The organism is Flavobacterium potami (assembly GCF_020026915.1).
Classification (GTDB): Bacteria; Bacteroidota; Bacteroidia; order Flavobacteriales; family Flavobacteriaceae; genus Flavobacterium; species Flavobacterium potami.
Genome location: NZ_JAINUY010000001.1, coordinates 1164750 through 1179001, shown reverse-complemented (window position 1 = coordinate 1179001; position 14252 = coordinate 1164750). Strand labels below are relative to the sequence as shown.

General features: G+C 34.4%; 8 protein-coding genes. 1 reads left to right on the top strand and 7 read right to left on the bottom strand.

Features of this window, described 5'->3' with window-relative positions; all coding sequences use genetic code 11:
- Positions 1-23 precede the first annotated feature (23 nt).
- From K6T82_RS04915 to K6T82_RS04895, 5 genes are all read right to left on the bottom strand, one after another.
- Complete coding sequence (locus K6T82_RS04915; RefSeq protein WP_223704806.1) at positions 24-392, bottom strand: SpoIIAA family protein; 369 nt, start codon at positions 390-392, stop codon at positions 24-26.
- A gap of 353 nt (positions 393-745) precedes the next feature.
- Positions 746-2515 carry a RagB/SusD family nutrient uptake outer membrane protein gene (locus K6T82_RS04910; RefSeq protein ID WP_223704805.1) on the bottom strand — a complete coding sequence of 590 codons (1770 nt, stop codon included), beginning with the start codon at positions 2513-2515 and terminating at the stop codon, positions 746-748.
- Between the two features lie 6 nt (positions 2516-2521).
- A complete protein-coding gene (locus K6T82_RS04905) occupies positions 2522-5809 on the bottom strand; it encodes a SusC/RagA family TonB-linked outer membrane protein (protein ID WP_223704804.1) in 3288 nt (1095 codons plus the stop codon).
- A gap of 71 nt (positions 5810-5880) precedes the next feature.
- Positions 5881-6804 (bottom strand): FecR family protein, encoded by a 924-nt coding sequence (locus K6T82_RS04900; protein WP_223704803.1) that lies wholly within the window; start codon positions 6802-6804, stop codon positions 5881-5883.
- A gap of 83 nt (positions 6805-6887) precedes the next feature.
- The gene (locus K6T82_RS04895; RefSeq protein WP_223704802.1) at positions 6888-7412 is read right to left on the bottom strand and encodes an RNA polymerase sigma-70 factor; all 525 of its coding nucleotides are present in this window, start codon (positions 7410-7412) and stop codon (positions 6888-6890) included.
- Positions 7413-7675: 263 nt separating this feature from the next.
- On the opposite strand from K6T82_RS04895, the gene K6T82_RS04890 reads away from it, so the two are divergent.
- Complete coding sequence (locus K6T82_RS04890) at positions 7676-8740, top strand: phosphatidylinositol-specific phospholipase C1-like protein (protein ID WP_223704801.1); 1065 nt, start codon at positions 7676-7678, stop codon at positions 8738-8740.
- 244 nt (positions 8741-8984) lie between these two features.
- Here K6T82_RS04890 and K6T82_RS04885 read toward each other — a convergent pair whose 3' ends face one another.
- Both K6T82_RS04885 and K6T82_RS04880 read right to left on the bottom strand, forming a co-directional pair.
- On the bottom strand, positions 8985-10916 hold the full coding sequence (locus tag K6T82_RS04885; protein WP_223704800.1) for a metallophosphoesterase family protein: 1932 nt from the start codon (positions 10914-10916) through the stop codon (positions 8985-8987).
- Positions 10917-11367: 451 nt separating this feature from the next.
- Positions 11368-14238: a carbohydrate-binding protein gene (locus K6T82_RS04880; RefSeq protein WP_223704799.1), complete on the bottom strand. Its 2871-nt coding sequence runs from the start codon at positions 14236-14238 to the stop codon at positions 11368-11370.
- Positions 14239-14252 lie beyond the last annotated feature (14 nt).

The following is a 14252-nucleotide window of genomic DNA, read 5'->3' as shown; positions in this document are numbered from 1 at the left end:
TTTTTTTGTAACAAGGGGTTTTTCTAAGAAATATTTCCTTCTACCCAATTTAAGGCTTTATTAAAATCTACTTTTTTATATCCTCTAAACTCACCCGGAACGATGAAGCTGAATCCGTTGGTAAAAGAGATAATTTCTTCAGTATCTGTAATAATTGCGGCTCTATTCCATTTTCCTAAATGCTTTAATCCTAAAAGAGCATCTTGCAGCCATGCTCCCGCTGTAAAATTTTTAATATCGGTATCTAAAACCAATAAAAAATTAATCTCATTGGTTTGTTTTACCAAATGTTCAACAGCTGGAATTACTGCGGTCAAAAAATCTTCTTTCGTTACTTCTGCCAATGCTCGAAAGGCAACTATATTATCTGTAGTATCAATTTGATGAATCATGATTTTTATACTATTTTGAGTTATTTAATGAAATTTTGCTTCAAACATTTAAAATGTCTTATTTCAACTCAAATTTACTTATTATCAATCAGATAGTGTTTATATTTAACTATTCGTTTATTATATTTTTTTAAGGGACAAAGGGACAGAGGTTTATATTGATTGTGAGATAACATCATTTAGATACTTTGTTTTTAATGCACTGCGTGCATCTCTACTTTACAATTTTGACATCACAGTTTTAAAACCTTTGTCCCTTTGAACCTTTGCCCCTTTGCCCCTTAAAAAAAAAGCCTGTCTCTTCCGAAACAGGCTTTTTAGAAAAATAAAAAAAAATAAACTAACACACAAACTTAATTGTATCCTTGGTTTTGTTTGAATTCTTTGGTCACATCGATTGTAGACTGCGGAATTGGAAATACTCTTCTGAAAGGTTGTGAAGCTGCTTTTGCAGTTCCTGCAAGATCAAATTTTCCAAAACGGATCATTTGCGGTCTTCTGTACAACTCCCAATATAATTCGAAACCAATTTCATTGTATAAAACAGTTTGGTCTATTGAAGTCAAAGCTTTTCCAGCAACATTTCCGAATAAAGCTTCTCTTTTTCTGCTTGTACGCAATTTGTTTAAGTCTTCTAATGCTAACGCCGGACTTCCTTTTCTAAAATACGCTTCAGCTCTCATAGTGTAGATTCCTCCTAAACGAAATAGTGGAATATCAACGTTACTGTTTCCATTTCCTCCTTCTGGATCAAATTCATACTTAAAAACACGCGCTCCTTGGTTGATTTCATTCTGAGCAAAAACAGCTTGTGCAGGATTTTTAAAAGTAAGAGATGGTGTAAAATCCATTCTTGTTGTGGTACTTTTTTCCATAACCAACGGAGACACTTTGATACGTCCGTTAATCATTTCTAATGAACCTGAAGCTAGCAATACTGGTCCGTATTGAGGTCCAAACTCAATTCCTCTATTAAAGTGGAACCAAGGTAAATTAGCACTTTTAGGAACAATATCTGTTGCAGGAACACTTACATCTGTTCCGTCATTTTTAAACCAAGTTCCATCTGCGTACTGGTATTTTTGCTGAAATCTTGGATCATCGTGATTTCCGTCCCAAGTAGCAAAAAACTCAGGAGTTGTGCACGCTGCATTTGTTCCTCTGTTTGCTGCAGAAGTTCTCTGGTTACGCTCCATACATACGTAAGCAAAACTGTTTGAACCGTTTCTGATGTAATCGATCTTTTGAGAAATCGCAAAAATCAATTCTTTTCCGTTATCATTATCCCTAGCAAAATTTTTAAAGTAATCGCTCTCTAAAGTATATTTTCCAGAATTAATTAATAATGAAGTATAATAAATTACACGATCCATATCTGTTCCTGTACCAGTTGCCGCAGCTTCATTAAAATTGAAGCTTGAAAAGGTATTAAAACGATCTTTAAAAACGGCACGATTCAGATACATTGTTGCCAAGAATCCATAAGCAGCTTCTTTTGTAAATCTTCCGTGGTGTGTACGTTGTTCTCCCATACTTGCCAAATCTGGAATTAAAGCTTCAACATCGGCAATTAAAACATCAATTTGAGTATCTGCTTTTAAAATTTGTAAAGGCGCATTAGGATTCATCGGATCTCTATAAGGTGCTTGTCCGTACAAGTCTAATGTTGTGTATAAATAATACGCTAAAAGTCCTTTAGCTTCAGCTAAGAATAATTTTTTCTCCGAAATCGTACTTTCCTCAACTGACTGAATTGCGGTAAGAGAACGCGTAATTCCGTTCGTCAGTTTGTTCCAGTTGTCTACAACAATTGCGTTATCCGATTTCCATGTAAACTCGTGCATGTCTCTCCATTTTCCACCATCTCCCCAATCACTTCCACGAGTTGGTAAAATAGCCTCATCTGTAGTATATTCTTGCAAAGAAAAAACACCTCCATGATCTACAAAAGTTCCATCTCCCAAACGGTCATATGCTGCTGCAAGAGCTCCAGCCGGATTGGAAGTCTCGTTTCCTAAAACCTCATCTAAAACTACTTCGTCAAGATCGGTACAGCTCGCAAAAAGCCAGATAAAAGAAAATAGCGCTAAAGTCTTTATATTAAAAATAGTATTTGTCTTCATAATAAATTATAGTTTTAAAGTTGCTCCAAAACTGAATGTTCTAGAAGTTGGATAACTTGCATAATCGATACCAATAGATTGATTTCCACCGTTTGATTTCGGGCTATTGATTAACGGATCGTAACCGGTGTAATTTGTAATCGTAAGTAAGTTTTGACCTGTTATATAAAGTGTCAATCCGTTGATCCAGTTTAATCCTTTTAAATCAAAATTGTAACCAATACGAGCTGTATTCAATCTGATGAAATCTGATTTCTCTAAGAAAAGAGTTGATAAAATCGGTGAGTTTGCTGCGTTTGCTCCAGACTCATAATATCCTGTTGCCACGTTACGATCTGATGCTAAGTTGTTAATATTTAAAGCATTCAAACCTGTATTATTTAATAAATAACCACCAGTTTGTCCGATAATAGAGAATGAGAAACTAATGTTTTTGTATCTCATATCACTGTTAAATCCGTAATAGAAAGTTGGAAGTGCCCCTTCAATAATAATTCTATCGCTGTTGTCAATTTTACCATCTCCATTTTGATCTTTAAAAACATTCGCTCCATTAGCATCAAAACCTGTGTGTTCTAACAAGTAGAAAGATCCTGCAGCATAACCACTTTTGTAAATATTAGCATTTACACCAGATTGTCCAGGTCCTGAAATAGTTCCTGTTAAGATTTCTGAAACTGGTAAATCTTCAATTTTGTTGTTTAATGTTGCGCCATTCATATCAATATTCCAAGAAAAATCTTTGGTATCAACAATTCTAGAACCCAACATAAATTCAAAACCTTTATTGATAATTTTACCTTGATTAATGTTTGTCCAAACCGTTGGTGTCGGACTTAAAGCCTGCGAAGGAATATTTAAGATGGCATCTGTAGTTGTTTTGTTGAAATAATCGAATGTTCCGTAGAATTTATCATTCCAAAAACTAAAATCTAAACCAACGTTTAATTGTGTCACAACCTCCCATTTCAAATTAGGATTTGGCGTTCTGTTTACCGAAACTCCGTTTACCAAATTCAAATCATCGTATAAATAATATCCATCTGCACCTGCTAATGAATAACTTGCTTTGGTAATTTTATTTTCAACTTCCTGATTTCCTGTCTGTCCCCAACTTGCTCTTAATTTCAAGTTGTTTAAAGCTTGTACATTTTCAAGAAAACTTTCTTTCGACATATTCCATCCTAAAGCAAATGAAGGAAAATAACCGTATTTATTATTATCACCAAAACGTGTAGAACCATCAGCTCGCATCGAAGCAGTTAAAAGATATTTGTTATTAAAGCTATAGTTTAACCTTCCAAAATAAGATTGTAACTCATTTTCTTGCGCGTAACCTGTTGTTCCAGATTGTGTACCTTTAAAACCAGGATTAATTGAAGGAGGAACTCCCGCACCTTGATCCGTAATTCCGTCTATACTGAAAGCAGTTCCTGATCTTTCAAATTTTTGATAAGAGAAACCTCCAAGAGCTTCGATTTTATGCTTATTTAAAGTCACATTATAAGTTAAATAATGCTCAACCAATGAGTTTTTAGAATCTAAATTGTTCTGAACATATTTTCCTTTCGGATTCAAATCAGTTAAGTTTGGATAAATTGTGGTATTTCTTTCCGACATTGAACGATCAATACCTAAATTTAATTTATACTCTAATCCTTCAACGATTCTTAAAGATGCTTCGAAATTTCCTAAAACTCTTAATGTACGTGTTTGATCGGTGTAGATACTCAATAAATACGCTGGATTATAGTGCGCATTCATATTAAAGTTGGTATAATTTCCATTGGCATCAAAAACAGATCTCGTCGGATTTGCCATTAAAGTATGAACTAATAATTGTCCGTTAGAACCTCCGTCATCACTTGTTGGAACTCCGTCATCTTTAGTTTCACTGGCAGTAAGATTAAATTTCAATTTTAAACGTTTATTGTCCAAAAATGACTCAGCAGCATTAATTCTTCCTGTCAAACGTTTAAAGTCGCTGTTTCTAATAATACCTTCTTGATCCAATTGAGATACAGAAGCATAATAGTTTCCAGATTCTGTTTGTTTGGCAAATGCTAACGAATTACTTTTTGTAATCGCTTGTCTAAAAATAACATCTTGCCAATCTGTATTTCCACCGTGATCAAAAGCTTTGTCTTTAATTGCAGTTCTATATTGATCGGCACTTAAAACATCCAATTTATTGGCAACAGTAGAAATTCCTAAAGAAGAATCAAAAGTTAAAGTTCCGTCTCCTTTTGCTCCTTTTTTAGTTGTTACCAAAACAACTCCGTTAGATCCTCTTGCTCCATAAATTGCAGAAGCAGATGCATCTTTCAAAACTGTAATAGATTCGATATCACTATTATTCAAAAAGTTTAGTGGATTTTTTGCTGCAGAACTACCAAAACCTACATTGGTACCCGATGGACTCACATCGTCATTAGACAACGGAATTCCGTCTACTACAAACAAAGGTGTACTACCGCTTCTTATAGATCCAACTCCACGAATGGTCACATTTACACCAGCTCCTGGCTCACCACTTGTACTTACTACACGAACTCCGGCAACTTTTCCTTGAATCAAATTATCTGGAGAAATACTTACTCCTTGTTTAAAATTAGCCGCCTCTAATTGTGTAACCGCTCCTGTAACATCTTTCTTAGATTGTTTTCCGTATCCTACAATTAAAACTTCATTTAATTCTGCTGTACTTGGTTCCAACTGAATGGTCATAAAACCAGTTTGAACTGTAACTGTTTTCGATTTGTATCCTACGTAGGAAACACTGATCGTTTTTCCTTCTCCAACAGTAAGTTCAAAAACTCCGTCAAAATCGGTTACAGTTGAGTTAGAAGTACTTGTCTCCATAACAGAAGCTCCAGGAATCGGTACATTGTTTTCGTCTACAATTTTTCCTTTTACTTTTATTCTGTCAACAGCTTTTGTGTTTACAGCTTTTGTCCCCAGTGATTTCTGAATTAAAACTAATTTTCCGTTAATACTATAATTGAAATTGGCTTTTTTAGAAAGATCATTTAAAATTTCTGTAACAGATTCGCCATTATAATTTACTGTATAAGCCGTATTATCAGCAATAATTGCCTGACCATAGCTAAACTTATAATCGGTTTGTTGCGTTAATTTTGAAAAAATAGAAACAAGGGTAGCTTTTTCTATTTTATTGTTTATTTTTGACTCTTTTAATAAACTAGTTTTACTGTAACCACTCTGAAAGGCCAGTAAAGCCATAAATAAAAAGACAAAACTTTTTAGATTTAAATAAGAAGGTTTAAAATACATGATTTAAGTAATTGTTTTTTACGATGCTTAATTATTAATGGCAGTTGTTCCCGCAACTGCTTTTTTTGTTTTTAATCCACTTTTACTATTTCGCCATAGACTCTGAATTTTAAGTTTGTGATATAATTGATTTGCTCCAAAACATTTTCTAATGTTGCGTCCTTCTTAATGAATACCGTTAACGGCGTTGCTAATACGTGTTCATTATTGTATTGAAATGAAACTCCGTATTTATATTGTAAAATCGTAATAACCTGTTTTAATGTAGTTTGATCAAGTGTAACATCCTCATTGTACCAATTGACCAAAAATGCTTTATCTGCTTGTTGTTTCGTAAGTTTTTGAGATTCGAATAAAGCTTCCTGATTCGGAATTAAATCGACACTCTGACCTTTTCCGGAAACATTTACTTTACCGGTTACCACAATTACTTTACAGTTTAATTTTGATAATTGAATGTGAAATGAAGTTCCGACCACTCTGGTTTGTATTTCGCCAGAATGAATAATAAAAGGATGTTTTTTGTCTTTAGCGACTTCAAAAAATGCATTTCCTTTTAATAAAGAAACTGTTCTTTGATCGCCTTCAAATTTTTCAGGATACTGAAAGGATGAGTTTGCTGCCAGATAAATTTTCGAACCGTCATTTAATTGGATAGATTTGGGTGTCGATGACGTTTTAAATGTGATTTGTTTTTGGTTTAAAACATTTGGTCTCAAGAAAAATCCTAAACCAAGTAGAAAAAGAATGCTGGCAGCTGCCATATATTTTAAATAAGGATTAAAAGATTTCTTCTTCCCTATTCTAAGTTGAATTTCGTCATAAATATTTTGAGATACTTCTTCAGGATTTCCCATTAAATCCATATCCCATTTTGAATTTTGATATTCGCTAAAAGCAAAATCATTTAATAAATTTTCTTCTGCCGACGAAGTTTTTCCTCGCGAACTTTTATCCAACAGATATTCTAAACTATGTTTAATTCTTTTTATCATAATACTTATTGTTATGAATAAGTACCAGAAAAAGGAAATCGTACTATCGTCAAATATTATGAAAACATCAAGTGAAAGTTATCTTAAAGCTTTTGGTTTAAAATAATGAATGGAGCCAGCCAGGCAAGGTCTTTTAAGCCTTCTCGAAGTTGTTTTACCGCAGAAGAAATTTGATTTTTTACGGTTTGTTTAGAAATTCCAAGCTCGTCGGCAATCTGATCGATTGTCATATCTTGAAATTTGTACATCAGTAAAACCTCTTTTCTTTTTTCAGGAAGTTTGTCTAATAATGAATAAAGCAAATCCATAACTTCTGGATCGATAGCCGAAAAATTATCTATAATATAGTCTTCGAACTTTTCTTCTAAAATAGTCTTATCAAAACGGTTATTCTGATAATGTTTGAAAACCTGATTTTTTACTGCACGAAACAAAAAAGGTTCAATAGCATTAATATTCAGTTCTTCTTTTCTTTCCCATAAATCCACAAAAACATCTTGAACAATATTCTGCGCCAAGTCTTTATCCTGAGTCATCGTATAAGAAAACGCATTGAGCTTTTTCCAATATTCGTTATACGTTTTTTCAAAAACTTCAGGATTGTTCATGTGGTAATTACAGGCTTTTTAATATCGTAAAATAAGGAAATGAAAAGCCAATATTTTTTGCGCCAATGTTATCTTTAAATTAATAAATAAACACGTTTGATGTATAAATACTACTTTTTTGCAGCAACTTCAGTAATCAGTTTGCAATTTCTTTTTTTTCATCTAACATAAAAGCCAATCACTACTTTTAACTTAGTAACTTTCAAAGTGCAATTTTCTTTTGATGCGTCCTCATCATATAGTATTAATTACATTTTAGAATCATGAAACATTTTTTGTTCACTTTATTACTTGTTGGAGCCGTACAGAACGGAATCCAGGCTCAAAACGACAATTTAAAAATCAATCAGCTTCAAGTTATCGGATCGCATAATAGTTATCGTCATGCTATCGAAACCGATTTGTATAATTTGATTCAGGCAAGAGACACTACTCGCTCTCTAAAAGGTTTACAATACACGCACATTAGCATAACAGATCAATTAAACAAAGGTTTACGAAACTTGGAAATCGACATTTTTGCCGATGCAAAAGGTGGAAAATATGCACATCCAAAAGGGCTAGACATCGCCAAATCTGAAGAAGCTTATGACCCAAACGGATTAATGAAAAAACCTGGTTTTAAGGTTTTCCACATGCCAGACATCGATTTTAGAACTTCTACTTATACGTTCGAAATCTGTCTTCAGGAATTAAAAAAATGGTCTGATGCCAATCCAGGGCATGTTCCTGTTTTCATTACTTTAGAACCAAAAGATGGCGATGCGAATTTCTTCGGAACAAAACCGGAAGATTTCACCGCAGCTGTTTTTGATGAAATGGATAAAGTAATTCGTAAAGAATTAGGAAAAGACAAACTAATAACGCCAGATATGGTTCGTGGCAAATACAAAACACTCGAAGAAGCAGTGCTAAACAACAATTGGCCAACTTTAAAAGAAGCAAAAGGAAGATTCTTATTCCTGTTAGATAATAACGGCGTAAAAAGAGATTTGTACGCATTGAATCATCCGTCCCTAAAAGGACGCGCCGTTTTTATCAACGCTGAACCAGGTAAACTAGAAGCAGCGGCTTTGTTTAGAAATAATTCCGAAGATCCGACAATTGAAGATTTGGTAAAAAAAGGTTACATCATAAGAACCCGCGCCGATTCTGATACAAAAGAAGCTCGCAAAAACGATTATTCTCATTTTGAAGCTGCAAAAAAATCAGGAGCGCAAATCATTACTACAGATTATTATCTGCCAAGTACTTTCTTCAATTCTCCGTACCAAATTAAATATGATGACGGAAGTTATGTTCGAAATAATCCTGTAACTGCGCCTTAATTACTATAGCTATCTAGACAAAAGAATTACGCAGAGTTCGCAAAGATTTTTCGCAGAGTTCGCTAAGGTTTTTTAAGCTATTTTATAAAATAAAAAGTTCGCAAAGCTTTATCTTTTAGCTTTGCGAACTTTGCTTTTGAGCACAATCTCAAATTAATTTCTCTGTGATCTCTGCGTAAAAACTTTGTGATCTCTGCGTAATTCTTAGCGCCCTTTGCGGTTAAAAAAAATTGCGGTTACTGAATCACTTCAAACTCTTAACAGCACCACTTTTCAAATCAACAGAAAAATGGTCGGCAGGAACTTCATGCATGAATTTATTGAAGATAATCAAGAATAGCTTCATTTGTTTTTGAAGCGCAGTATTGTTTGAAAGATCAGCTTTAGAACCTTCTAAAAACAAATCAGATATAACTTTATATTGCTTTGCTCTTTCAACACCAACATCAGCAAGAGCCAATTCGTCTGCACTTCTGAAACGATAAAAATCAATTAAAAGATCATTTCCTATCCAGTTGAAATCTTTGTTTTTGAGTTTGTTTTTAGCTAAAATCTGTTCCGATTTGATTTCCGCTTCTTTCCATTCTTTCTGAAACTGCTCTTTATTCTTCAATATAAAATCAAAATCTTTATCCGATTTTATGTTTGCTAAAACCAATAAATCCTTCGCAGAAATATTCAAAATAAAATCTTTGAAATTTGAAGGCCAATCGTCTTTTAGAAAACGAAGACGAACCAATTCTTTCAAATGAAAATCGGTAAAATCATGGTAATTTTTGGTTTTTAAAATATCGATATTCCAAATATCTTTTGCGTTTTGACTTTCTAAAAACTGATATTCCATTTTATACAAATCGAAAAGTTCATCGTATCTTGGAACATTGTCAATTGTAATGGTTTGAATATCGACTACATTATCTTTCTTTAAAGTCAATAATTTATAAGCTGGAATATACGCAGCAAGCGACGGCGTTTGAACATTCACCAAAGTATTTCCTTTTGGAGAAGTTCTAACTCCTGTATCATTAATATGCATATGACCTCCAAAATGAATTTTTAATCCGGCATCAGCAAAAACCTGCGCCACTTCTTCAACAGGAACTCGATTTAACTGCCATTTGTTTGGACCAAGTAATTCTTTTATTTCCGCGGAAGCGTCATCATTAAAATCAATCATCGGAAAATGACTAAAGGCTACTAAAGTTTTACCTTGCTTTTGGGCTTGCGCTGAAATATCTGCTACCCATTTAATCAAATGTTTTTTGTTTGAAAGTACATTGTTATATCCCGTGCTGGCTTCCGAATAGCTTTTAGAATCTTTTGGATCGCTATCGGTTTTCTTCGGAATATAAACGTTTCCGTCAATTGCCATTAACCAAAGTCCATCGATTGGTTCTACGACATAACTAACATCCGGCACTTCATAACCTGGCGCCACTTCATAAACACGATTAGACAATTTTGCACTTTCTAGCGCTTTATCAAACGAATAGTTTTCACTGGAATAATTCGAAAAAGGTGTTGCCCAAAATTTATTTTTTTGGTTTGGATGAAAACCAAAATCTTTCAGATTATCCGTAATTCCTAAATAACCCATTTTAGCAATATCGGCTGTTAGGACAACAGGCTGTTCGATGTTTAAATTGGGCTTATACATACCGTCTTTGCTATAAATGGGCTGACTTTTACCATCTTTTCCTAAAAAATCTTCCTTTCCGGATTCCTGCGCAAAAGGTCCAACAGGGTCGTGATTTCCAGTGGTAATAAAAAATTCTATTCCGTATTTTTTTGAATATTGTTCAAAAATTTTGGCTAAACCGCGAACATGAATCGGCTGACCATCATCTGTGTAATCTCCTGGCAATGCGACATACTTTATTTTTCGCTTGGCGATATCTTCTAAAGCGGCTAAAAAAGCAAAATAGTTTTCATTGAAAATTCGGGTAGAATGCAATTGCGATGACATAGTTCGCACCAAAGCATATTGATTTGTTTTCGGATTGAGAACGCCTTTGTAATCTGAATCTGAAAATCCGCCAAATAAATCCTGTAAATGCACATCGGACAAAAAGGCGATTTGTGTTCCGTTTAGATCTTTGTTTTTCTGCGCAGAAACGGAACTGGTACAAACAACAAAAAAGGACACTATAAAAAGTGAAGTAAATTTTAAATTCATAGGTTTTTGACTTTAATAAATTGGGGACACTTATTAGAAGTTTTGGAGCTTTTAATCGACAGCAATTTTATAGATTAAAAGCTGAAATGAGTTTATGATAGTGTTATGGAAATGATAATGTTTTTTTTTAAAACAGAAAAGCAGGTTAAAAGTTACGCAGAGTTCACGGAGGATACGCAGAGTTCTCAAAGTTTTTTTAGTTGAGTTTTATAAAATAAAAAAGTTCACAAAGCTAGATTTATAAAGCTTTGTGAACTTTGCTCTTTGAGCATAATCTTAGATTTAAAAACCTCTGCAAACTCTGCGTATCCTCCGTGAACTCTGCGTAACTTTTAGTTATTGGTAACTATCGAAATTACCGTTAAAAAAAAAGGCCGTCTAAAATAGACAGCCTTCTTATTACATTAAAAACCTAAAATTTAATGTATCTAAAACCATTATGGCAAATGGGTTATTTTTTAATAAAACGTCTAATGGTTTGTTTACCATTTTTCTCCAAAACAATAAAATAAATCCCTTGTCTCAAGTTTGAAACATTAAGGCTATTTTCATTTATTTTTTGTGATGAAACAATTGAACCCGTTTGAGAATCTACAATTTTCAAATTACCATCTGAAACATCAGTAGTAAAAAACAACGTTTCTGAAACAGGATTTGGGTAAATATTTAATGCCACATCTCTTTCTGTTTCTTCTTCAAGAATTGCAGTAGAAACTGGTGCTCCTGCTCCTACTTTTGTAATTCTAATCCAGTTGATGTTCATTCCAGTATTTTGAATGTAGATTCCGAAATTATACGTTCCTGCGTTAACGTTTACCGTTTGGGTAACTGTTTGCCAATTCTGCCATCCTCCTGTATTCGGAATATCGACATTTCCTAAAATGATAGTTCCTCCATTTAAATCAGATGATAATCTTCCGCCTGTAACACCGCTTGCTACACGATATTCAATTAGATACGAACCAGTTGTTGGAAAATTGATATTGTTGTAAGCCAGCCAGTCGCCAGTTTCAGTATAACCTACGTTCGAACCTCCACCTGTATCTGTCGTCGCTTCAACTTGAATACCACTCATTGCCGAGTAATCTTCAGCCTGAATTAAAGTTGATGTTTGCGAAGTTGTAGTAGCAATCAGTTTCCATTGTCCGCAAGTCTGATTGTTGTTGTCCCATTGCTGTACAATAGCGCCAGAAGCTGTGCTTGCTCCAGCTACCTCAACAATTCTTCCGCTGTGACGGGCAACAATTTTATAATAACCATCGCCAGTTGAAACTAAAATAAATTGCTGATTCGTTGTTCCGTTATAAGGATATTGCTCTACGCGCGTACCATTTGCTTTATTAAAACCATTCACATCCATTGACTGTCCACTGTGATTGGCAATAATCTTATACATTCCGTCGCCTAAATGAGTAAAAGTAAATTTTTGGTTATTTCCTGAAGTTAGTCCACCTTGATTGATTCCCGCTCCATTGGACATGCTTGCATTCCAAACATCCATATACAAACCACTGTTTCTGTTTTGAAGGAAAAAAGTTTGGTTTCCTAAAGTTGTCGTTCCGTTTGCAATAACTCGAATCGAACTTACTTTATCATTCCAAGTGGTATTCAAACAAGAATTATCAGAATTAATTACCGTTGAAGCTCCTGTAAAGTTATCATCCATGTATAAAATGGCCTGATAACCTTGCGTAATTCTTAGCGAAGAAATATCATCATTTAAAACGCCTAAAGAATTTAAACGAGCCAGATTATAATCACCAATTGTTAATCCGCCTGAGAAACTTGTATAGTTACAATCTTTGTAAACGGTAATCACATCTGTTGACGGACTAACATTTCCTCCCGGCGGAATTGTTCCTGTAATCGAATAACTTCCAATAGAACCATACGCCGAATAACCTCCACTACCGACATTTCCGGCTCCATTTCCATCAACTCCGATAAAGTATTTTCCAGCAGGAAGATTTACATTCATAGAAGCATTCAAAGCAAACGGATCAGAATTCCAATATGTTCCCATTTCTGCACCAGACGAATTAAATAATCTAATTAATAAATGAAGATTTCCATCTCTTGAAACTGTATTCGCATTAATCGAAACGTTTCCTCCGCCTGTTGTAAAAGTGAAGAAATCATAATCAGCTTCGCTAGAAATAATTCCGTTTTTCTGATTGATTTGTCCGCTTGAATTGTAATCTAAAGTTGCTGCAGAAGCTGTGTTGTTTCCGTAATCATCACCACGGTATCCAACTCCGAATTTAGCGCTTGCAATAATCGCTACATCATCTTGTTTGTTGTTGGCATTATTGTATTCGCCTTTGCTCCACTGCACGACAGGTCTATAATAACCTGCACCCATAATTGGAGCCCATGAAGTTCCGTCTAAACCAAGAAAATAATCTTCGGCTGGACTTGTGCGTCCGTCGTGTCCGAGATCAAAAGTATGTCCAATTTCGTGTGAAGAAGCATCTCCACCAGATTTTCCAGAAGTTAGAAATACCCAACAAGGAACATCATTATCCCAATTAAAAGAACCGATATAAGCTACACCGCCTGCGCCCGGAGCCGCTGTATTAGTTGGTGTAATAACGACACGCATTCTTCTGTTTTTTGGGTACGAATTAAAAACTGCCTCGTTTGTCGTGATATTTACATTAAAAGGACGATAATCTTCTGAAACTACTTCCCAATGCTGTAATACTGCTGCATCATTCATTCCAGAAGGTGCCGCATTAATCGCATTTCCGTTGTTCCAAAGATTTCCAGCTGGCATATAATAACCGTCAAAATCGAGCATTATACAGCCCGCTGCACCTGGTAAACTTTGTAAATCGAGTAAAGCTGGGGCAACTGCAGCTGCTGCAGTTGTTTTAGAAGTGGTATTGTCTTTTGTTGGCAGGTTTTTATAATCGATACAAACAAGAGTATTAATATCTACTTTTTCTACAAAAGCATTTCCTTGAGCATCAGAAAAGTATTTGTAAGCTTCTCTTGTTTTCTTTAGTAAAATATGACCTTCCAAAGACTTTTCTTTCACTTTAATGTAAAAAGAAGATTGTTCGATATTTTTAATTTCACCAATTAAAAATTCGCTTGTGGCATTTGATTCTTTGTAATTTATTTTTCCATTAAAATTTGAATTTTCTGCCTGAAGTAAAATTGTTTTTTCAGCACTTTTTGAAGTTGTTGAAGTTGTCAATTCCTTCTTTAAAGTATTCATAAAAGACTTGCTCGAACCTAATGAAGTCTGTGCAAAAGCAAAACTTCCAAAAATTAAAAATACGAGCAGACTTAAACTAAATCTGTAATTGTTTTTCATATGATTTGGGGTCT

Coding starts and splice junctions, on each gene's coding strand:
- K6T82_RS04905 (WP_223704804.1), bottom strand. CDS start 5,809: ATGTATTTTAAACCTTCTTATTTAAATCTAAAAAGTTTTGTCTTTTTA.
- K6T82_RS04910 (WP_223704805.1), bottom strand. CDS start 2,515: ATGAAGACAAATACTATTTTTAATATAAAGACTTTAGCGCTATTTTCT.
- K6T82_RS04915 (WP_223704806.1), bottom strand. CDS start 392: ATGATTCATCAAATTGATACTACAGATAATATAGTTGCCTTTCGAGCA.
- K6T82_RS04885 (WP_223704800.1), bottom strand. CDS start 10,916: ATGAATTTAAAATTTACTTCACTTTTTATAGTGTCCTTTTTTGTTGTT.
- K6T82_RS04900 (WP_223704803.1), bottom strand. CDS start 6,804: ATGATAAAAAGAATTAAACATAGTTTAGAATATCTGTTGGATAAAAGT.
- K6T82_RS04895 (WP_223704802.1), bottom strand. CDS start 7,412: ATGAACAATCCTGAAGTTTTTGAAAAAACGTATAACGAATATTGGAAA.
- K6T82_RS04890 (WP_223704801.1), top strand. CDS start 7,676: ATGAAACATTTTTTGTTCACTTTATTACTTGTTGGAGCCGTACAGAAC.
- K6T82_RS04880 (WP_223704799.1), bottom strand. CDS start 14,238: ATGAAAAACAATTACAGATTTAGTTTAAGTCTGCTCGTATTTTTAATT.